The 21,564-nt window shown below is 49.8% G+C and carries 13 protein-coding genes and 1 pseudogene; 11 read left to right on the top strand and 3 right to left on the bottom strand.

Translation table 11 applies throughout. The features are described 5' to 3' along the window. Window positions 1-529 precede the first annotated feature (529 nt). Window positions 530-1,870 (bottom strand): carbohydrate porin, encoded by a 1,341-nt coding sequence (locus EGY08_RS09390; protein WP_123828436.1) that lies wholly within the window; start codon window positions 1,868-1,870, stop codon window positions 530-532. Between the two features lie 122 nt (window positions 1,871-1,992). Continuing rightward, complete coding sequence (locus EGY08_RS09385) at window positions 1,993-3,390, bottom strand: MFS transporter (RefSeq protein WP_123828435.1); 1,398 nt, start codon at window positions 3,388-3,390, stop codon at window positions 1,993-1,995. A gap of 440 nt (window positions 3,391-3,830) precedes the next feature. Between EGY08_RS09385 and EGY08_RS09380 the strand changes: the two genes are divergently transcribed. The 4 genes from EGY08_RS09380 (at window position 3,831) to EGY08_RS09365 (ending at window position 8,437) form a co-directional block, all read left to right on the top strand. Further along, a complete protein-coding gene (locus EGY08_RS09380; protein WP_004129304.1) occupies window positions 3,831-4,862 on the top strand; it encodes a LacI family DNA-binding transcriptional regulator in 1,032 nt (343 codons plus the stop codon). A 251-nt stretch (window positions 4,863-5,113) separates the two neighbouring features. Next, the gene (locus EGY08_RS09375) at window positions 5,114-6,043 is read left to right on the top strand and encodes a dihydrodipicolinate synthase family protein (protein ID WP_004129307.1); all 930 of its coding nucleotides are present in this window, start codon (window positions 5,114-5,116) and stop codon (window positions 6,041-6,043) included. A 143-nt stretch (window positions 6,044-6,186) separates the two neighbouring features. After that, a complete protein-coding gene (locus EGY08_RS09370; RefSeq protein WP_123828434.1) occupies window positions 6,187-7,035 on the top strand; it encodes a fumarylacetoacetate hydrolase family protein in 849 nt (282 codons plus the stop codon). 112 nt (window positions 7,036-7,147) lie between these two features. Then, window positions 7,148-8,437: an anaerobic C4-dicarboxylate transporter family protein gene (locus EGY08_RS09365; RefSeq protein WP_087828279.1), complete on the top strand. Its 1,290-nt coding sequence runs from the start codon at window positions 7,148-7,150 to the stop codon at window positions 8,435-8,437. Window positions 8,438-8,652: 215 nt separating this feature from the next. Here the strand turns inward: EGY08_RS09365 and EGY08_RS09360 are convergent, their stop codons facing one another. After that, window positions 8,653-8,880 carry a hypothetical protein gene (locus EGY08_RS09360; RefSeq protein WP_123828433.1) on the bottom strand — a complete coding sequence of 76 codons (228 nt, stop codon included), beginning with the start codon at window positions 8,878-8,880 and terminating at the stop codon, window positions 8,653-8,655. A 347-nt stretch (window positions 8,881-9,227) separates the two neighbouring features. Between EGY08_RS09360 and EGY08_RS09350 the strand changes: the two are divergent. The 7 genes and pseudogenes from EGY08_RS09350 (at window position 9,228) to EGY08_RS09320 (ending at window position 21,307) form a co-directional block, all read left to right on the top strand. Further along, window positions 9,228-9,840, top strand: a pseudogene (locus EGY08_RS09350) (TetR/AcrR family transcriptional regulator). Window positions 9,841-9,914: 74 nt separating this feature from the next. Then, entirely contained in the window at window positions 9,915-11,024 is a 1,110-nt protein-coding gene (locus tag EGY08_RS09345; protein ID WP_123828432.1) for an efflux RND transporter periplasmic adaptor subunit, read from the top strand. Then, window positions 11,021-14,110: an efflux RND transporter permease subunit gene (locus EGY08_RS09340; protein ID WP_123828431.1), complete on the top strand. Its 3,090-nt coding sequence runs from the start codon at window positions 11,021-11,023 to the stop codon at window positions 14,108-14,110. Before EGY08_RS09345 ends, EGY08_RS09340 begins: the two co-directional genes overlap by 4 nt. Before the next feature lie 1,095 nt (window positions 14,111-15,205). Further along, complete coding sequence (locus EGY08_RS09335) at window positions 15,206-16,771, top strand: carbohydrate porin (protein WP_049115066.1); 1,566 nt, start codon at window positions 15,206-15,208, stop codon at window positions 16,769-16,771. Window positions 16,772-17,114: 343 nt separating this feature from the next. Next, window positions 17,115-18,983 carry a beta-glucoside-specific PTS transporter subunit IIABC gene (locus EGY08_RS09330; RefSeq protein ID WP_004129330.1) on the top strand — a complete coding sequence of 623 codons (1,869 nt, stop codon included), beginning with the start codon at window positions 17,115-17,117 and terminating at the stop codon, window positions 18,981-18,983. A 5-nt stretch (window positions 18,984-18,988) separates the two neighbouring features. Further along, the gene (locus EGY08_RS09325; protein ID WP_004129335.1) at window positions 18,989-20,449 is read left to right on the top strand and encodes a glycoside hydrolase family 1 protein; all 1,461 of its coding nucleotides are present in this window, start codon (window positions 18,989-18,991) and stop codon (window positions 20,447-20,449) included. Window positions 20,450-20,473: 24 nt separating this feature from the next. Continuing rightward, complete coding sequence (locus EGY08_RS09320; RefSeq protein ID WP_004129338.1) at window positions 20,474-21,307, top strand: PRD domain-containing protein; 834 nt, start codon at window positions 20,474-20,476, stop codon at window positions 21,305-21,307. The last annotated feature ends 257 nt before the right edge of the window (window positions 21,308-21,564 follow it).

Genomic DNA, 21,564 nt, shown 5'->3' with positions numbered 1-21,564 from the left:
TTGGGAGTGATATGTGAATTTTGTGGCGGGTATCGCTAATTTGCCGAGGTGTGTTACAAAATGGAAATGAGGATTCCACTGTTTAGTCACTGTTTAGTTGAGCTGGCCCGCTATTGATATATACGGGTAGGCGGTAGCTCCTGATAAGCAGTCGATGCGCAGCGCCGCGCGAGATGCCTTTGCTTGATTTATCCTGCCATGATTTGCAAGATATCAGCTTGGTTATTCGGGAAAATCATCATGAAGCTTAAAACAGCCTAATTTTTCGCTACTATCCCATGTGATTTAAAAAGTCAGGAATACGTTTAACTTCGTCTTTCGATACTCAGCAGAAATCTGATGTCTGACTCAATTTGCATCCAGAGAAAAAGGAGTGCGATGATTTCTCACCACACTCCGCATTTATTTGGCCATCCCGTCGGGCCTGGACCCAATACCCGGCGCTTAAAATTGATAAAGTAAGCCCATATTTTGATTGTTCGCCATTGTTGCTTATTCTGATTAGTCCTGACGGCGGCCGCCTGTTTTATCAGAATTTAACGGTCACCTGATTGCCGATCACCCACGCGTTTTTAATCTCCTCGCTTCCTCCCGGGTGGGCCAGCAGCTGCAGGTTAGGGCGCACGGTCAGCCAGGGCGTAACGCGGAAGCTATAATGCAGCTCTGCGGCATACTCGGCTCTGCGAACCGGAACATACAGTGGGTTATCATAATCATCGATCCCCCGCATCTGGTTCAGGAGCTGAGCCCGACGGGCGACTCTGTCATTGGCGTGCATTTTACTGACGCCGAAGCTGATAAAGTCCTGCGGACGACTGGCGAAAGGGCCTTGATAAATGGCTCCGGCCTGAATCTGATAGTCCATTGTCGCCGTATCTTTATCATTCATTGCCAGATGCCCGAAAAGGCTAAGGCCACGTTGGCGCTGGCTGCTCGAGTAGGTCAGCTGCTGGACGATATAGAGATAACCTCCGTAGCGGCCGTCGTGTCGCCGGGCGGCCTGGTGCGTGATAACATAGGGGTCGCCATTGTCATCATCCAGCACATCGTTGGCCTCCGCCGTGTTGTACCATCCCCCGAGTTTCCAGATGCCGGGGAGTTTTGCCGCGCCGAGGGTGGGTGAGTATCCCAGTTCAAAAAGGTACATGTACCCCAGATGCCCGGTTCCATCGAGCTCGAAACTTCCGTGGCGGGTGGCGTAGTTAGGATTGTACTGAAACGCCCCGGCCTGGACGTAAAGGGCTGGGGTAGGGCTGTATTTGATGCGGCCACCCCACTGGCCTATAGGGGTGTTATACCAGACGCCGCTGCCGTGTCCGGCTAAAGAACCGCACAGCGACAGGTTTTGAAAAAAGCAGCCGTTGTTATCAAAATCCTCTCCTGGTGGCATCAGGCCCACCTTGATATCCAGCTTCTTCTCCCACCCGGTTTTTTTGAACCAAAACTGCGTTGCGTGCCATGTTTGACCCCGGCCATAGTTGCTCTGAACACCGGAGCCTATTACCGGCGCGCGCGGATCCTGAAGGCGATCCTGAGTCAGATCTCGCCCGTTACGATTATTCACCGACGCTTTAAATTCACCGTCGCGAATACCTAAAATCTTTTCCAGATCCATATCTATGCCGAGAATATACTGGTCGCTGTAGCGCAGGGTTTTATCGCGATCGTAACCGCCGGAAACATTTGTGGCCGTCATCGCGCTATATTCCAGCGTAAAATCATAACCATGACGGCGCAGGTCCGTCCGCATGCCTCCCCACTCTCCGGTCATGTTTTTTGCTGTTGGAGAAAAAAGTGTATCGTTGGCCAGAGCCAGTAAAGGGTAGAGAAATGCCAGCAGCATCGTGCCGCTTTTAATGAGTGTGTTCATGTTTTTCACCGCCCGTTGATGAGCCAGGTCTATGAAGTGTTCCCGATAAGGCGCAGCTGAATCAGCCGACTAGCCGGCCTCCTGTCAGAGGTGGCTCCGCGATTGCAGGAGCCACAGGCCGTCTATGGCGACAGCTCTTCTAATGATTTCCCTTTGGTTTCAATGGCAAAAATCCACGTAATCAAGCCGCCAATCAGTGCGATGACCGCGAACGTGACAAACACAAAACGGATCCCGAAGCCGCTGACGATAAACCCGACCATTAATGGGCCAATGGATGACCCCGCGCGGAGCCATGCGCTGGAGTACGCGGTGCCAATAGCGCGCAGCCGGGTGGGATAAAGCTCAGCCGCGTACAGATAAAGCGAGAAGGCGATGGTCTGAAGAATGGCGTAGGTCATGCTGCCCAGAATCAGAATTTCAACGGCGGATTTTGCGCCCAGAACAGAAAGCGTAATCAGCGGAACGACGGCCAGTAAAAAGGCCCATGTGTACCAGCGCTTGCGCCCGACGCGGTCGATCAGCAAGGCGCAGATCACCGAAGCGACGACGCCGCAGGAGGAGGTGATCCAGCCGTAGGCCAGACTGGTATCGAGGGAGAGGTTAAACCAGGTTTTGTACAGAGTCGGGAACCAGGTGATCATTCCATTGTTGACGCTGTAAACTGTCAGCCACAGCCCCCACAGCATAAAGGTGCGGGATTTATAAATACCGCCGAAGAGGGCCTTAACCCCTTCCGGAGCCGCTTTTTGCACCACGGGGGCTTTTATTTCAGGTTCGGGCAACGTCATTCCACGCCTGATGACCTCAGATTCCAGCGTCGATACGACGTTGTCCGCTTCCTTCAGCCGACCTTTTGAAGCCAGCCAGCGCGGTGATTCAGGCATCAGCCAGCGCAGTGGAACGGTCAGCGCTGAGGGAACTAAGCCAATTAAAAACATGACCTTCCATCCATAGATAGGCACCAGAAAATACCCCACCAATCCGGCAAACATCATGCCGATAGGGAAAATCACCTCATACAACAAAAAGAAACGCCCGCGCTTCTTTGCTCCGACAAATTCATTGATATAGGCGCTGGCAACGGGAACTTCCGCACCGATACCCACCCCCTGTAAAAAGCGAATAACAAGAATTGACCAGCCGTTCCAGGCAAAAAGGCACGCCGCATCCATCAGGACGAACATGATGATGGTGATACGCAATACGCCGATACGGCCTATTTTTTCCGCCAGCGAGCCGAAAAATAGGGCGCCGCACAGCTGACCCACGTAGCTGGCCGCAATAATAAGACCGACAAACGTCGGCGTGAGGCCCCACTCTTGAGTAAGCTGGGGAAGCGCAAAAGCGATAGCAATAATGGTATAGGCATCGAAAAACGTTGATAAGCCGACGATAACGCGGATCGCCTTCAGCCGCCGGGTGATGGGCAGACGTTCCAGTCTTGCCAGCAGCGCGTCCGGGGTTGACGCCGTTCCGCTGGCAACGGCGTAATCTGAAGCAATGGCCTGAGTTGACATAGTATTACCCTGTTAAACGTTGTCTGGGGCATACACGTAAGATTCTGAATAACAACAGGGCAACGAACCCTTATCCAAAGACGTGTTGCATATAATGCTCTCTGAATTCGTTTGTGGTAACGTTACTGCAATCGATTTCACTTTCAGCTAATCCTTTGCTGGATTCGCCGCTAAGTCAATTGCGCCTGTTGTATAATTGTCGAGCAGTTCACAATCTGAAAAAACTAACCGGTAAATAAAAGCGAAGCGGTGAACGCAGGGCAAAGTGAATAAAAAGGGTCAATGAACAACCTGCCAGGCGCACCCAGGCAAAGTGAAGCACCATTCCTTTTGTCCGGACGAGGTTTGACGTAAGATCCTTTAACCCCACGGTTTGCACGATGGTATCCGTTGAACGGGCAACACGGATTTTTACCCGCATTGATGAGTTGGAGCAGCAGATGGATCAAGAAAGTGAACTGAACGATTTGCCGGAAAAAAAGCTGGCGACAATGCGGGATGTTGCTCGCGCCGCGGGCGTTAGCGTCTCGACCGTTTCACGGGTACTCGATGAAAGATTACCCACCTCGCGCAGCGCCTCGGCAGATAAAATTCGCCAGGTTGCCCGAGAGCTGGGCTACCGTCGGGACTATGTTGCTTCCAGCCTGCGGCGCGGCGATACCGGGACGCTTGGCGTCCTGGTTCCCAGGCTAACCGATGCCGTCACCGCCATGCTTTTCGAAGAGATAGCCAGGGCCGCGGCCAGACGGGGGTATTTCGCGATTGTAGCGACCTGCGGTGATAGCAAGGAGCAGGAGAAAAACGCCGTTGAGTCGCTGCTGGATCGCCGCGTGGATGGGCTGATCATGTCCACCTGCCGGCTGGACGATCCGTTGCCGCAAGCCCTGCGTGAACGAGACGTTCCCCACGTACTGGCGCTGCGTACCGACGGTTTTAGCCCCTCATCGGTGGGCGACGATGAGCTTGGCGGCTATCTGGCAACCCGGCACCTGATTGATTTAGGTCACCGCGATATTGGCCTGATTGGCGGCCCTGATTTTGCCTCCAACGCGCGCAACCGGCGTAAGGGCTTTGAGCGGGCAATGCAGGAAGCCGGGCTCCGGATCGAAGCGGACTGGTGCTGTCATTCAGATTTTAACATCGCCTCGGGAGAGCAGCAGGGAATGAAAATTCTCAGCCAGCCTCACCGCCCAAGCGCGCTGTTTGCCGTCAATGACGAACTGGCGATTGGCGTCCTCGCGGCCGCGCACCAGCAGGGCCTGGTGATTGGCGAAGATCTCTCGCTGGTGGGATACAACGATATTCCGCTGGTGAGCAGACTGCCCGTGGCGCTGACTTCGGTCAGAACGCCGCTGGAGCATATCGCCAGCAATGCGGTTGATATGTTATTGAATCCAGAGATAAATAATAATATGCGGATTACCACGCCTTCCCTTATTCCCCGTAAGTCTACCTCGTCTCCACGTAAATAATCCGCCAGCGATCCTTCCCGGCTTTCCTGGAGAAAGCGGGGAGGGTTGAATTTTGTATAACGGATCTCATCCCGGATGCAGATTGCTGTTTAGTTTGTGATCTGCGTTGCATTTTTAACCAACGTGGCGTTGACGGTTTTATTTTTGAGGTTCAATGTCAATCACGTGAAAACGATTGCAGAAACGATTTCACTTCCGTTTCAAATAATCGCTTAACCGTAAACAAATGCTTACTCATCAAGGGGATATTTATGATTAACATCGATCTGAGAGGTTTGACTCCGGCTCCGGTTACACCATTCACTCGCGATGGACGCGTAGACTATGATGCCATTCAGCGCCTTGGTAACTGGCTCGGCAGCATCGACGGCGTGAAAGGTCTGGTGGTTCTGGGACACGCGGGGGAAGGGACTTTTCTGACCCAGGAAGAGCAGGCGAATGTGATCCGCGCATTTGTGAAGTCGGTGGATGATAAGCTTCCTATCATTGCCGGTATCACCGGGGAAGGGACCGAAGTGGCTGCGCTGGAGGCGAAGCGCGCCGTTGCCGCCGGGGCATCCGCAGGTTTGCTCTATCCTTCTCACGGTTGGCTGCGTTTTGGCTATCAGGATGGCGCCCCCCAGGATCGCTACCGTGTGGTGTATGAAGAAAGCGGCCTGCCGCTGATTCTTTTCCAGTATCCGGATGTCACTAAAGCCACCTACAACCTGAAGACCCTGCTGGATATCTCCGCGCAGCCGGGCGTATTTGCCATGAAAAATGGCGTACGTAATATGCGCCGCTGGGATACTGAGATTCCGGTGATCCGTCGCGAACGTCCTGATCTGCAAATCTTAAGCTGCCACGATGAATACCTGCTGCATACCGCGTTTGATGTGGATGGCTTCCTGGTCGGCTACGGTAATATCGCGCCTGAGCCGTTAATTGAAATGATTAAGGCGGGTAAAGCGGGCGATTACGTTAAAGCGCGTCAGCTGCACGATCGTCTGCTGCCGGTGACCAAAAGCGTCTACCACCGCGGTTCTCACATGGAAGGCACCGTGGCCCTTAAGCATGCGTTGGTTGCGCGAGGGATCCTTGAACATGCCACCGTTCGCTCTCCGCTGCTGCCGCTCGAAAATGGGGCTGAAAAAGAGATCCACGACGCCATGCGCGCCGCTGAGCTGGGCCGCGTTCGTTAATTCATTCTGAGTCAGTTGTGAATCCGCAATGCAGAAATAGGCCTTACTGTATTGCGGATAATCGGTTACTTCGCCCCGGTATCATTTCCTTCTCTTCATCATCACGTCGGGGCTTTCACCTCTGTCTATTCCCAAGGTGATTTATGAAACTATTAAGCTTTCGCGTTAATGATAAAAATAAATATGGTCTGGCGAACGCCGATGGCGTCATCGATCTGCAGGCGCTGTTCCCTCAATATGGCAGCCTGCTTGAATTTTTGCCCCACCTTCATCTGCTTGATGCTCTGCCGCCGTCCGCGAAAAAAACGCATTATTCCTTCAACGAGATTGCTTTCCTGCCGGTCATTACTGAACCGAAAAAAATCATCTGCGCTGGGGTGAATTATCGCGATAAAAACGTTGCGGGGAACGAGAAGCCCGCGAATCCTGTGCTATTCATCCGCTTTGCGGATTCGCAGACCGGGCATCTGGCGCCGCTCCTCAAGCCGGAATGCAGCAATGAGTTTGACTATGAAGGCGAAATGGCGCTGGTGATCGGCCGTGGAGGGCGCAATATCCCAGAGCAGGAGGCGCTGCAGTATGTTGCCGGCTACAGCTGCTATATGGATGGCTCCGTGCGCGACTGGCAGCATGCCTGCTTTACCGGCGGGAAAAACTGGCCTGCAACGGGCGGCTTCGGCCCCTGGCTGGTGACGGCGGATGATATCCCCGACCCGCAAAATCTGAATATTACCACCCGTCTCAATGGTCAGACGGTGCAGCAGGATAATACGGGCAGCATGTTGCATTCAATCGCCGGGCTTATTGCCTATATCAGCACCTTCAGCGCGCTCTCTCCGGGAGACGTGATCCTGACCGGCACCCCCGGCGGTATCGGAAAAAAACGTACGCCGCCGCTCTTTATGCAGCCCGGGGACAGGGTGGAAGTTGAGATTGAGCAGATCGGATGTCTGATTCACACCGTGTGCAGCGACGCCGCTGTATCGCTATAAATTGTCGTTCACCGGCAGGTGACATCCAAAGATATGGTGAGCGCGCGTTTGCCCGGCGGCCATGTCATCTTGTGAAGGGTTAATGCCGGACAGGGAGCCGTGGAGGCAATATATGATATTGGTCCAGTTTCTGGTGGTGCTGCTGTTTCTGTACATCGGCATGCGGGTTGGGGGGATCGGCGTAGGGTTTGCCGGCGGCGCTGGCGTGATTGTGCTCAGCGCGCTCGGCGCGACGCCGGGCGATATGCCGATGCTGGTTATCGTGTTTATCATGGTGGTGATCGTGGCGATTGCCGCCATGCAGGAGGCCGGCGGTATTGAATATCTTGTTGACCTCACCGAGCGGCTGCTGCGCCGCTATCCGCGACTGTTAGTCATCACCGCGCCGCTTTCCACCTGGCTATTAACTATGATGGCCAGCACCGGGCAGGTCTCCTTTGCCTGTATGCCGGTTATTGTCGGCGTGGCGAAAGAGAACAATATAAAACCCACCCGCGCGCTTGCTCTCTCCGTCAGCGCGTCTTTGCTGGGGATTGTGGCGTCGCCCATTTCCGCTGCGGTGATTTTTTTCTCGGGGATACTGGAAAAAGGGCATGACGGCTGGGGCTATATTGAGCTCATCGCGGTATCAATACCGTCCACCTTTCTTGCGCTGCTGGTCACCTCCGTTTTTTACCTGTTCTGGGACAGAATCCGCCAGCAGGATCGGCTCTATGACAATCCGGTGCAGGTTAAGGCACGGACTGAGCGGGCTATCCCGCCCTACGCCGGCCGTTCGGTGCTGATCTTTATCGTTGGGCTGGTTGCGGTTCTGGCCTATGCGATTGTCACCAGTCCAAAGTTAGGGTTGATTGCCCATCCGGTCATGAGCAGCGGGCAGGCACGGGTTGGGGTGATGATGGGCGTTGCGCTGCTGATTGTGGTGTGCTGCCGGGTTAACGTACACAAAGTCCCGTCCGGCTCGGTGTTTAAAACCGGGATGACCTCCTGCATCTGTATCCTTGGCGTCGCCTGGCTGGGTTCCACCTTTATGGATAGCAATCAACAGTGGCTGCAAAGCGCGGTCTCGTCACACTTATTGGATTCGCCCATTATGTTGGCGCTCATTATTATGGCCGCGTCATGTTTCTTGTATTCGCAGGCGGCTTCAACAAAAATTTTATTCCCTGCCGCGCTGAGTATGGGCGTTGCTCCCGGTATCCTGGTCGCCTGCTTTCCGGCTACGGCTTCTCTTTTTATTTTGCCAAATTACCCGACGTTACTGGCAGCGGTAGAGCTGGACGATACCGGCTCCACCAAACTGGGCCGACATATTATCGATCATCCTTTTCTACTGCCTGGCCTGGCATCGGTGCTGCTTTCTATTCTCTTCGCCGCGGGGCTGGCTTTTTTGATTCGGTGAATCACGCCAATCCGGCCTGCGATAGGTTGGGGAGCAGGCCGGTGATTATCTCTAAAACATGGCGAAAATTGTCACGTTTATTTGAGGGGGCAGATGAGCCGTTTTCAGGGAGTGATTATTCCCGTGCTGGTCAGAGTGATTGAAAAACCAAATAGAAATCACCGCTCAGGCAGGGCCTCCGGTTGGTGAATCAAAATCCGATTCGTCGGCAGCCACTAAGAGCGGGCCTGGCGAGGCAAACAGGCGCTAAATTTTTCATCCGCTTCATCAAGGACGGCCTGGTGATTGTCCAGGGTCCAGCAGGGAAATTCTCTTGCCAGCCTTTGAGCTCGTTCGCTGTTTGCCGGGAACAGAAACACCTGGGCGCCCGTTTCCGCCTGAAAGAATCCTGCGATCAGTTTTTCGCTTAACGCATCAACGCCCAGAACGCCTGTTCTTTTCATCCCTACTCCCGGTACGCGCATGAAAGGCGGCGAGATGACGCTCCGCCACGATAATATCCGGTCTCCGGCGAAGCAGGTCGGCCGCCCCAAGTCCGGCGTGGGCCTGGGCCATCCGCGAGGCACTTCTTTGCTGGACGGCAGGCTGAGAATGATATTGCTTTAAAAGCGGTACATCGGGACGATGATAATCCGGCCCGACGGCACAGTCCGCCAGTAAGCCGGCCGTTACGGCCATGACAAGCCTACCCAGGAGAAACATGATGTGCCTTGAGTCAACACTTCTTTGTGACTTAATTACCAATTAGTCACAAGTTTTCAATCGAGGCCTTCTGGGCTAAGCTGGAAAAATGACAAAATTCACAAATGCATACTCCTCGCGGGGGCCGTCGGATCATTGCGTCCGCGATCGGATTGTGGAAGCCGCTACGGAGCACTTCGGGTATTTCGGCTACGAGAAGACCACCGTGTCAAATCTGGCGAAAACGATTGGTTTTTCAAAAACCTATATACAAATTCTTCGATTCAAAACAGGCGATTGGAGAAGCCATTTGTGCTAACAGGCTGGCGAAAGTCTCTGTGGTCGTTAATGACGCGATTGCCGATGCGCCTACCGCCTCCGAGAAGCTGAGGCGTTTATTAAACGCGCTGATCGAAGCCGGTAACGATCTGTTCTTTCACGATCGCAAGCTTTATGACATTGCTGCCGTTGCCTCCCGGGAGCGCTGACCTTCCGCCGCCGTCTATCAGCAGCAGCTGCGTCAGCTGATACAGCACGTCATTCAGGAAGGCTGGCAGGCAGGGGAGTTTGAACGCAAAACCCCGCTGGATGAGACTGCGGATGCCATCTGTCTGGTCATGCAGCCTTATATGTGCCCTTTATAGCTGCAATTTAACCTCGATACCGCACCCACTGCGGCCATACTGCCGTCCTCATTAATACTCAAAAGTTTAGCAACCTGAATGTGACCGTTGACTTAATTGGTCACATGAAAGAGTATGGTTCAACTGTCCTGTCAAAATGATTAAGGAACCCCATGCTCAGGCTCAAATCCGCCCCTTTTGCCGTTTGCCTGCTGCCGTTTGCCCTCGCGGCCTGCGGTGACGTTTCCGGCACAGACGATCCCCGCACTCAGCCTCCTCTGGTCAGGTCTGCGACCGTAGTGAGTGCGATGGATGCCTCCCGCGCATTTACCGGCGTTGTTGTCGCCCGGGTTCAAAGCGATCTCGGTTTCAGAGTGCAGGGCAAAATTCTTGAACGTCTGGTCGATACCGGCCAGAACGTCAAGCGCGGCCAGCCGATGATGCGTCTGGATCCCGCGGACCTCGGCCTGCAGGCACAGGCTCAGCAACAGGCGGTCGCGGCCGCACGGGCCCGAGCAAAACAAGCTGCGGCGGATGAGGTGCGTTACCGCGGTCTGGTCTCGACAGGGGCGGTGTCGGTATCGGCCTACGACCAGATAAAAGCGGCCGCCGATACGGCCAAAGCTGAACTCAATGCGGCTCAGGCCCAGGCGAATGTGGCGCAAAACGCGACGGGCTACGCGGTGCTGCTGGCCGACGCAGACGGCGTGGTCATGGAGACTCTGGCTGAACCCGGTCAGGTGGTTAGCGCTGGTCAGCCGGTGGTTCGTCTGGCCAGAGCGGGCCAGCGTGAGGCCAGCGTGCAGTTACCCGAGACGTTACGTCCGGCTCCTGAAAGCGAGGCCGAGGCCATGTTGTACGGCACCGGTAAACAGACGGTCCCGGCGAAACTGCGTCTCCTTTCCGATGCGGCCGATCCGGTAACCCGCACCTTCGAGGCGAGATATGTGCTTGAAGGGGCGCTGGCGAATGCGCCGCTGGGATCCACCGTAACGCTGCACATTGCAGACGGTAAATTACCGAACCAGGTGATGCAGGTACCATTAACCTCGCTCTACGATCCGGGTAAAGGGCCGGGCGTCTGGCAGATTTCAGGTCAGCCAGCCAAAGTGTCGTGGCGGTCCGTTCAGGTGCTGGGATTGAGTGATGATGTGGCGCAGGTATCCGGTAACCTCCAGCCTGGCGAGAAGGTGGTCGCCCTCGGGGCGCATCTGCTGCATGACGGTGAGGCTGTACGCATGGCTGTACAGAACGATGCCCGCGTCGCCGGGAGTCGGCCATGAGCGACGGCAAATTCAATCTTTCAGCGCTGGCTGTTCGCGAGCGTTCCATCACCCTGTTCCTCATTATTCTGATTACCGTGGCCGGGGTTCTGTCATTTTTCGAACTGGGGCGCGCGGAAGACCCGCCGTTTACCGTCAAGCAGATGACGATTATTTCTGCCTGGCCGGGCGCTACCGCGCAGGAGATGCAGGATCAGGTTGCTGAACCGCTTGAAAAGCGAATGCAGGAGCTCAAGTGGTATGACCGTAGTGAAACCTACACCCGACCCGGTCTGGCTTATACCATGCTTTCACTGCAAGACAGCACGCCGCCTTCACAGGTGCAGGAAGAGTTCTATCAGGCGCGCAAGAAGCTCGGCGATGAGGCCAAAAACCTGCCGGCAGGCGTTATCGGACCGATGTTCAATGACGAATTCTCCGACGTCACCTTCGCGCTCTTTGCGCTGAAGGCGAAAGGAGAGCCGCAGCGGCTACTGGTTCGCGATGCGGAATCGCTGCGTCAGCGTCTTCTGCACGTGCCGGGGGTGAAGAAGGTCAATATTATCGGTGAACAGGCCGAACGCATCTTTGTTTCGTTCTCGCATGACCGGCTGGCCACGCTGGGCGTTTCCCCTCAGGATATTTTCTCCGCCCTCAACAGCCAGAACGTACTGACACCCGCTGGCTCGATTGACACCAAAGGACCGCAGGTCTTTATCCGCCTGGATGGCGCTTTTGACAAACTGGAGAAAATCCGCGAAACCCCCATTGTTGTTCAGGGCCGGACACTGCAGCTATCGGACGTGGCGACCGTTGAGCGGGGCTACGAAGATCCGGCGACCTTCCTGATCCGCAATCAGGGGGAAACGGCGCTGCTGTTGGGCATCGTGATGCGGGACGGCTGGAACGGACTGGATCTGGGGAAGGCGCTGGATGCGGAAACCGCCAAAATTAATGCGGGTATGCCGCTCGGCATGACTCTGACCAAGGTCACCGACCAATCGGTCAACATCAGCTCCGCCGTTGACGAGTTTATGATCAAGTTCTTTGTCGCGCTGCTGGTGGTGATGGTGGTCTGTTTCGTCAGCATGGGGTGGCGCGTGGGCGTCGTGGTCGCCGCTGCCGTACCGTTAACGCTGGCGATTGTCTTCGTTGTGATGGAGGCTTCCGGCAAAAACTTTGACCGTATCACCCTGGGCTCGCTGATCCTGGCGCTCGGGCTGCTGGTCGATGATGCCATCATCGCCATCGAAATGATGGTGGTGAAAATGGAAGAGGGCTACGACCGCATAAAAGCCTCCGCCTATGCCTGGAGCCACACCGCCGCCCCGATGCTCGCCGGTACGCTGGTCACCGCCGTTGGTTTCATGCCTAACGGTTTTGCCCAGTCCACCGCCGGCGAATATACCAGCAATATGTTCTGGATCGTCGGTATCGCCCTTATTGCCTCCTGGATTGTCGCGGTGGTGTTCACGCCTTATCTGGGCGTGAAGATGCTGCCCGATATCAAAAAGGTAGAGCGGGGACACGCAGCGATTTACAACACCCGTCATTACAATCGTTTTCGCCGATTGCTGGGCTGGGTTATCGCGCGCAAGTGGATCGTGGCGGGTACTGTGATAGCCGTCTTTACGGTTGCGATACTCGGCTTAGGGCTGGTGAAAAAACAATTTTTCCCCACCTCCGACCGTCCTGAGGTACTGGTTGAAGTGCAGATGCCCTATGGCACCGCTATTGAGCAGACCAATGCCACCGCGGCGAAAATCGAAGCCTGGCTGAGAAAACAGAAAGAGGCAAAAATCGTCACCTCCTACATCGGGCAGGGGGCGCCGCGTTTCTTTCTGGCCATGGCCCCCGAGCTGCCTGACCCGTCATTTGCGAAAATAGTCGTGCTGACGGACAACCCGGAAGCCCGCGAGGCGCTTAAGTTCAGATTGCGTGAAGCGGTGGCCGGTGGACTGACGCCCGAGGCGCGCGTGCGCGTGACCCAGTTGGTGTTTGGCCCGTATTCACCCTATCCGGTGGCTTATCGCGTCATGGGGCCTGATCCTACCACGCTGCGCGAAATCGCAGATAAGGTGGAAAAAGTGATGCAGGCCAGTCCGATGATGAGAACCGTCAACACCGACTGGGGGCCGCGGGTACCGGCGCTGCACTTCACGCTCAATCAGGATCGCCTGCAGGCGGTGGGGCTGACCTCGAATGCGGCCGCGCAGCAGCTTCAGTTTCTGCTTTCAGGCATTCCAATCACCTCAGTACGGGAAGATATCCGTTCGGTACAGGTCATGGGACGCGCGGCGGGGGATATCCGGCTTGACCCGGCAAAAATAGCCGGTTTTACCCTGGTGGGGGCTGCCGGGCAGCGCATTCCGCTGTCTCAGATTGGGGAGGTTGAGGTGCAAATGGAAGAGCCGGTTATGCGCCGTCGCGATCGTATTCCGACCATAACTGTCAGGGGAGATATAGCCGAAAATCTGCAGCCGCCGGATGTTTCTGCCGCCATCACGAAGGCGCTGCAGCCGGTCATCGATACGCTGCCGGCCGGATACCGCATCGAGCAGGCGGGTTCGATTGAAGAGTCCGGGAAAGCCACCAAAGCGATGGTGCCGCTGTTCCCTATCATGATTGCCATGACGCTGTTGATTATCATCCTCCAGGTGCGGTCGATGGCGGCGATGGTGATGGTCTTCCTGACCGCGCCGCTGGGGCTGATTGGGGTGGTGCCAACGCTGCTGCTCTTCAATCAGCCTTTTGGCATCAATACCCTCGTCGGGCTGATTGCGCTGTCCGGCATTCTGATGCGCAACACCCTGATCCTGATAGGCCAGATCCATCACAACGAGCAGGAGGGGCTGGCGCCCTTCCATGCGGTGGTAGAGGCGACGGTGCAGCGTGCCCGGCCGGTATTGTTGACGGCGATGGCTGCCATACTGGCGTTTATCCCGCTGACGCACTCGGTGTTCTGGGGGACGCTGGCCTACACGCTGATTGGCGGGACCTTTGGCGGCACCATTATCACGCTGGTGTTCCTGCCCGCCATGTATGCCATCTGGTTCAAAATACGTCCTGATACGCAGAAACCTGCGGAACCGCAGGCTGCAGTTTGACCGTGACGCACTACAGAAGAGGTCGCCAGACGACGTTCCGGCGGCCCTGAAAATATCGACCCGAATGATGAGGATTGGACTGACCCCACCCCGGCAGACGATTCTGTCTAAATATAAATCCATACTGGTTCTAATAGCGGTCCATTATACCAGGCAATATTTACTTGCGAAAATTATGATAAAACAAGGTATTCTTATTTTTTGAATTTTAAGGGCGTCGTTTCAGTATGGAGTGATAGATGTTGGGGAAATAGAGTTTAATTGGAGTGATGTTAATGCACTACACAAATAAAAGAAACAGTTGTTTATATGTAAGGCAAGCTGATTCAACCTATAAACAGAATGATGGGGCTTTTTATTATTTGTTGGGACTGAATCCAGGAAAATATTGGTTGTATTATGATTTAAGAACATAATCTAGAAGGTTTCTCTGAGGTAGTCATCTATCCCTGGGAGGTCAATAGAGCCGGCCTCCCCTTAAAATAGAAGGTGAAAATAAGCTATCTGTGATGGATGAATGCTAGAGGGAAAGCGAGCAATTGTTAAGTAGATCACAATTTTCAAACGACTCAAAATTTCCCGTTGTCAAATTCATATTAAATATGTATTAATGTGTGAATTGATGTACAGGCGTGTAACTGCAAGAGCAGGCAAGACCTGAGTGCACTTTCGAATTCATCTAGATTCGAAAATGTCCTCGGGTCTTTTTTTTTGGTTTTTTTGGGCTTTATTCATGAAACGAAAATAAAAGTTTAATCTTCATTATACATTTCATTGGTCTCTCAATTAATTATTGAGCAGGGAACGTCTGCTCGTTAGTTTTAAAAATTGCTGAGATATGTCTGGGTGGGGGGGTATGTTTTATTTTGAGAGGAGAAAATTATGTGTTCATAAAATAAATTTCAGTGCACCGGTGAAAAAGGACTTAATCTTTTATAGCTATACACTATATCAAAATTCTGATGAAGATATTTTGCTTGTTAAACCAAAGCGATATAAATAGGTACCTGGTGCCACTAATATCTATGAGCACTTAAAACATCTCTAAACAAAGTATTTAGTTTATGCGCGAGTGTAACTAAAGAGGGTTTTATAATGAAAAAAAGAGTTTTGTTTATTTTTATATCCGTAATATGCAGCAACTCACATGCTCAAAGCCTAACAATGGAAGAACGCATTGCTATACTTGAAAAAAAATTGCAAGAAAATACCAAAGAACTATATGATACCAGGGCTGAGTTAAAAAAATACAAGCTCAATGATACTGGGTTTACTAAACCAATGTATGCAGAGAATCAGGTATTAGTCAAAAATGTAGACATTACTACCTCCGAAAAAAAGACCATACAAAAAGATGCGGTGAGTAATGATTTGACGTTGAAAGATATAAGTAACTTTGTAAAAAATGATATTGGTTTTTCTTATAATGGTTACTTCCGGTCCGGTTGGGGAACTGCAAACCATGGTTCTCCAAAGGAGTATGCGATTGGTTCACTTGGCAGGTTTGGCAATGAATATACATCCTGGTTTGATTTACAACTAAAACAAAAAGTCTATGATTTGGATGGAAAAACCGCACACGCAGTTGTTATGCTGGATGGTAATGTCGGTGAGCAATACAGCAATGCTGTGTTTGATAAAAATTCAGAGAGTAACTTACAGTTTTCTGATATCTATCTCACAACTAAGGGTTTCCTGAGTTTTGCTCCAGAAGCCGATTTCTGGGTAGGTAAGCACTATCTGCCTAAATATGAGATACAGATGCTTGACTGGAAAAGTATCAGAACTGAAAGTGGCGCAGGGCTCGGTATAGAAAACTGGAAAATTGGCCCAGGAAAATTCAACGTTGCTGTTGTGCGCCAGGATCTGAACGCACGCGCGCTTGATTACAAAACATCAGGAAATTCACTACAACTCAATACTAACGCTCTGGATATTCGTTATCGCGAAATTCCATTATGGGATAAGGCAACACTGGAACTCAATGGTCGCTATAATATGGCGAATAAATCAGACGTTGTTAAGTCAGGAGAGTCTGATGGTCAGTATTATCAAGTAAAAGATGCATGGCTGGCGGCTGCGATTTTAAGGCAGAAATTTAAAACTGGTGGGTATGGAGAATTAACACTACAGGTTGCCGATAATTCTATTGCCAGTTCATTTGCAAAAATTTCAGGAGCAAATCCAACATATGGAAATGGTGACTATTATTATGGGAATCACACGAATGGAAAGGCATTCAGAATTATTTCCCAAGGAGAGTTTTATCCCTCCGAGGACACTATAATGGCACACGCTCTGGTTTATTCAAATGGCCATGATATATTCAGCTATGATACCGGCGCCCATACTGATTTTCAAAGCTACCGAAGTGTCATACGACCTGCTTATATCTGGGATAAATTCAATCAAAGCGGTGTTGAGCTTGGATGGTTTAGACAAGACAACAAATCACAAGGACAAACATTTAGTGAGTCCGGTTACAAAACAACGTTATATCATGCACTCAAAATTGATACGTCAATCTTAACCTCAAGGCCGGAAATTCGTTTCTATACAACTTACATCAGAGCAAATCAGAATGAACTCTCCAATTTTAAATTCAATGATAATAAGAAAGACCAATTTTCGATTGGCGCTCAGGCTGAGGTGTGGTGGTAACTATGTTGAAAACTAAATTATCATCATAAAATCAATTAAGTAATGAGTTGTCGTTTTTTTTAGAGTATAGATAATCAAGTTGTTCTTACTAAATGTTATTAAACGAAGGGAGTGCAACTGCCGGCATTTTTATGCAGTAAGTATCTACAAGGGGCATTATGTTATAGCTGTCACATTTTCATAAAACATGGTTTAAATTTGTTGTCTGTAACTATGTATAGAGTATACTGTCAATAGATATGTAGTACAGGCGTGTCACTGGTAATGCAGGCAAGACCTGAAACTCTCCCCCCTTTTTCGGGGCAAGAGTTTCGGGTCTTTTTTTTTGCTCATGGGGCAACTTATGGATCATCTAAATACTGGGCGTACAATTCTTGAATTAGTCGGTGGAGTAGGAAACATCGAACACCTCGAACATTGCTCAACCAGATTACGACTAAGCTTGTATGATAACTCTAAAGTGGAGGTATCTGAACTCAAAAAAATGCCTGGGATAATGGGGGTCGTGACAAATGTGCAGTGTCAGATTGTCATTGGCAAAGACGTTGTAAAAGTGTTTGATGCTATTAAATCATTGATGGGTAATAACTCTGCCGAGAAACAGAAACCTGTTATCAAAAAAAAGTGGAGTGCCTGGCTGATTGATTTTGTTATCAGTATTTTCCAGCCGCTCATTCCTGCTATTGCAGGTGGTGGTGTGCTGAAATCTCTTCTGATCATCATGGACATGGCCGGATGGCTTACGAAGGACAGTTCTACTTATAAAATCTTGGATTGCATTGGAACCGCACCGATCTATTTTTTACCCTTACTTATAGCAATCACTACTGCGAATAAGCTTAAAGTGAATTCGTTAGTCGCATTAACAGCTGTGTCAGTCTTGTTGTTGCCCACGTTTACTACATTGGCAAAACAAGGGGCAACGTTAATGACGTTTGATATTACGAATGTCTCCTATGCGGCACAGGTATTTCCGGCAATACTTTGTGTGATTTTCTATGCACAAACTGAATCTCTTTTTAATCGTTACACACCTAATGCGTTACGCGGTTTTTTATCACCAATGTTATCGCTGGTCACAACAGTTCCTGTAACACTACTTATCCTTGGGCCTTTAGGTTTTGAAATGGGCTCTTTATTAACCCAACTGATTCTTTGGATGCATGGAAAATTTGGGTTCATCGCCACAGGATTACTGGCTGGCGGGTTACCATTTATTGTGGCTGCAGGAATGCATAAACCTTTTCTTCCTTATGCCATAATGTCGATGGGCCAAACCGGTAAAGAATCTTTATATAATCCAGCTTCCCTGGCACACAATATAGCTGAAGCAGGAGCCTGCTTTGCGGTTTCTCTTAAAAGTAAAAATAAAATGTTTAAAGGTACTGCACTTTCCTCCGGAATCTCAGCCCTCTTTGGTATTACTGAACCTGCACTGTATGGTATTACTTTACTCCATAGGCCTGTGCTTATTTCGGTGATGATAGGTGCAATGATCGGTGGGGCTTTCATGGGATTTACGATGGTCTCAGCTTACGCAATAGTAGCTCCGAGCCTTGCCAGCATCTCAATATTTGCTTCCCCGGATAATCCAACTAGCTTGATGTATGCAATCATAGGTGCTCTGATTTCTTTCAGCATGGCGTTTTTATCAACATTATTCTTTTGGAAAGAAAAGACGGCGACTCTGCCCTCTGATGAGGAAAAATCTAGTTTTGAGGATCCAGCGGCCATCGCTACTTCAAAATCAGTGAATGAATTTTTCTTCACCAGTCCGGTTGAAGGGAAAATCATCCCGTTAACGGATGTAAACGACGATGTATTTTCTGCAAAAATCATGGGCGATGGTATCGCTATCATTCCATCTGTCGGAGCTCTATATGCACCTGCCGATGGCGTTATAGAGCATGTGTTCGAAAGTGGCCATGCAGCAAGCATGATAACTGACCATGGAGTTGAGGTCATCTTTCATATCGGAATTGATACAATACAAATGAACGGAGCAGGCTTTCACCCGCAAATTACCGATGGCCAACGGGTTAAGGCTGGTGAGCTATTAATCGAATTTGAGATTGATAAAATCATTAAATCGGGTTACGACCCAGTCGTAGTAATGGTTGTTACAAATAGCGAACGTTTTAAGATGAAACCGTCAACCGAGCAAACCGAAGCAACACATCAGTTAAATATTCTTTCATTAAAAGAGGCTTAATCATTATGTCAAAATCTATTCTTCCCGAGAATTTTTTATGGGGTGCGGCCATTGCAGCGAATCAGGCAGAGGGAGCATGGAACGTTGACGGAAAAGGCCCTTCTGTTGCAGATGCAGTCGCCTATAAGGCTCATTTGAGCACAAGCGATTATGCCGGCCATATGTCCGTATCTGATGAAAACGTTAGCGATGCGCTTAAAGGTGAGAACGATAAAAATTATCCTAAACGCAGAGGTATCGATTTTTATCATCGCTATAAAGAGGATTTATCTCTTTTTGCCGAAATGGGGATAAAAGTACTCAGGGTATCAATAGCCTGGTCAAGAATCTTCCCTACAGGTGAAGATGATCAACCAAATGAAAGTGGTTTACAGTTTTATGAAAATATGTTCACTGAGATGCGCAGACTTGGCATCGAACCACTCGTTACGCTATCACACTATGAAATGCCATTAGTATTGAGTGAGAAATATAATGGCTGGGTCCACCGAAATGTTGTTGATGCGTTTCTGCGCTATTCAAATGTGTGCTTTGACCGTTACAAGAATCTGGTCCGTTACTGGTTAACATTCAATGAAATTGATAGCATTCATCGGCACCCCTTTACGACTGCAGGTGTTCGTGAAGAAAAAAGCTTACCAGGAGAAAGTACACAGGATATTTATCAGGCATTGCATCATCAGTTTGTTGCTTCGGCGTTAGCAACAAAGGACTGCCACGAAAAAATACCTGGTAGCCAGGTGGGATGCATGCTTACCAAGTTAACTACCTATCCTCTGACTTGTCATCCTGATGACGTGGAGGCTACTCTCAAAAAGAATTTAGAAAATTATTTTTATTCGGATGTTCAAATTAAGGGAGAATATCCACCGCTAATTAAGCGGGATCTCGAATTACGTAACATAAAGATAAAAATGCAGCCGGATGATTTGGATACGCTACGACGCTATACTGTAGACTTCCTTTCATTCAGCTATTATATGTCCATTACTGAATCAGTCCAGCCCGATGCAGAACGCACTGCAGGAAATACTATCATGGGTGTAAAAAACCCACATTTGCCTGCATCTGAATGGGGTTGGCAAATAGATCCCGTTGGGCTCAAAATATCGTTGCTGGAACTCTATGATCGATACCAAATTCCGTTATTTATTGTTGAAAATGGATTCGGTGCGAAAGATACAGTAGTTGATGGGAAAATTCATGACGATTACCGCATTAATTATTTTCGTGCGCATTTCGAACAGATGATTGAAGCTGTTAAAGAAGGTGTTGATTTGATAGGATATACAAGTTGGGGCACGATTGATATCATCAGTGCTGGAACATCGCAAATGACCAAACGCTATGGTTTTATATATGTAGATCAAGATGACGAGGGGCATGGTTCATTGAATAGATTACGCAAAGATTCCTTCTACTGGTATCGTAAGGTCATTGCGACCAACGGAACTGATTTAGGTTAATCATTTGTTATCGCGGGAATTGTGATGAAAATTAAAAAGTCCTTAAATAACAGTATGCTGCTTGCTGTTAATGATGGAAAAGAGATTATACTTTTTGGCAAAGGCATTGGTTTTAATTCCAAGCCGGGCACAATGGTCGACTTGAAAAATGTTGAACAGGTATTTATCCCTTTAAATACGCTTAAAGCGCAGCATTACTTGTCCTTGACTGACACAATTCCCGCAGTTTTTTTTGAAATTACGCATGAAATAGTCAAGTTAGCTCAAGCGCATTACAATGAAAAGCTTAATACAGTGTTGCTATTTACATTGGCAGAGCACTTGCATTTCGCGGTTGAACGCTGTAAGGCAAATGTTAACATTGCGAATAAACTCACTTGGGAGATAAAAAGGTATTATCAGAAAGAATATAATATAGGTGAGTTAGCAAGAGATATGGTATCTGCTAAATTTTCTGTAAATCTTCCTGAAGATGAGGCTGTACATATTGCTTTTCACATTATTAATGCAAGTTCCCAATGTGATGAGACTAATGCGCATAAGCAAGTTGAATTAGTGAATAGAGTTGCCGAAATTGTTCGCTATAAACTTAATAAAAACATTGATATCAATTCAATTCACTACGCCAGATTTATTACACATTTAAGGTACTTCGCTGAAAGAGTCTTAAGTAATAACATTGAATTAGAAGAAACTGATGATTTCTATAATGAATTAATTCGCTTCCATCCAAGAGCTATGGTTGTTGCAGAAGCAATTCGTGATTATATAAAAAATAATTACGCTATATTTATTCCAAACGACGAGCTTACCTGGTTAGGGATACATATCAGTAAGCTAAGTAAATATTCAATTTAGTATTGTGGGCTGAATTTATCTATTGGGAAGGTGAGTGTGGTAAGTCATTGATATCGCGGTGTTAAAATTGTTATGCTCTTCACTGTAGAACTGCTCTGCTACACATTGATTAACATACCGCGATATTAGTAATGCCTTGCTGCACATTCGACTTTATGACTTACGACGCGAAGATCCACGCTCATTCCATGTCCAACCAGCCAGCTAGTTGAATCAAAATCATACATGCAATTCACCTCATCAAGTCTGCTTTAAAA

Source organism: Klebsiella sp. FDAARGOS_511, from assembly GCF_003812845.1.
GTDB lineage: Bacteria > Pseudomonadota > Gammaproteobacteria > Enterobacterales > Enterobacteriaceae > Klebsiella > Klebsiella grimontii.
The sequence above is the reverse complement of the archived record's forward strand: the minus strand, read 5'-3'. Positions and strand labels throughout refer to the sequence as shown.

What these genes read in the sequence shown, in the direction of transcription:
- EGY08_RS09325 (WP_004129335.1), top strand. Translation starts at nt 18,989, where the DNA reads ATGTCAAAATCTATTCTTCCCGAGAATTTTTTATGGGGTGCGGCCATT.
- EGY08_RS09380 (WP_004129304.1), top strand. Translation starts at nt 3,831, where the DNA reads ATGGATCAAGAAAGTGAACTGAACGATTTGCCGGAAAAAAAGCTGGCG.
- EGY08_RS09375 (WP_004129307.1), top strand. Translation starts at nt 5,114, where the DNA reads ATGATTAACATCGATCTGAGAGGTTTGACTCCGGCTCCGGTTACACCA.
- EGY08_RS09385 (WP_123828435.1), bottom strand. Translation starts at nt 3,390, where the DNA reads ATGTCAACTCAGGCCATTGCTTCAGATTACGCCGTTGCCAGCGGAACG.
- EGY08_RS09330 (WP_004129330.1), top strand. Translation starts at nt 17,115, where the DNA reads ATGGATCATCTAAATACTGGGCGTACAATTCTTGAATTAGTCGGTGGA.
- EGY08_RS09390 (WP_123828436.1), bottom strand. Translation starts at nt 1,870, where the DNA reads ATGAACACACTCATTAAAAGCGGCACGATGCTGCTGGCATTTCTCTAC.
- EGY08_RS09360 (WP_123828433.1), bottom strand. Translation starts at nt 8,880, where the DNA reads ATGAAAAGAACAGGCGTTCTGGGCGTTGATGCGTTAAGCGAAAAACTG.
- EGY08_RS09345 (WP_123828432.1), top strand. Translation starts at nt 9,915, where the DNA reads ATGCTCAGGCTCAAATCCGCCCCTTTTGCCGTTTGCCTGCTGCCGTTT.
- EGY08_RS09320 (WP_004129338.1), top strand. Translation starts at nt 20,474, where the DNA reads ATGAAAATTAAAAAGTCCTTAAATAACAGTATGCTGCTTGCTGTTAAT.
- EGY08_RS09335 (WP_049115066.1), top strand. Translation starts at nt 15,206, where the DNA reads ATGAAAAAAAGAGTTTTGTTTATTTTTATATCCGTAATATGCAGCAAC.
- EGY08_RS09340 (WP_123828431.1), top strand. Translation starts at nt 11,021, where the DNA reads ATGAGCGACGGCAAATTCAATCTTTCAGCGCTGGCTGTTCGCGAGCGT.
- EGY08_RS09365 (WP_087828279.1), top strand. Translation starts at nt 7,148, where the DNA reads ATGATATTGGTCCAGTTTCTGGTGGTGCTGCTGTTTCTGTACATCGGC.
- EGY08_RS09370 (WP_123828434.1), top strand. Translation starts at nt 6,187, where the DNA reads ATGAAACTATTAAGCTTTCGCGTTAATGATAAAAATAAATATGGTCTG.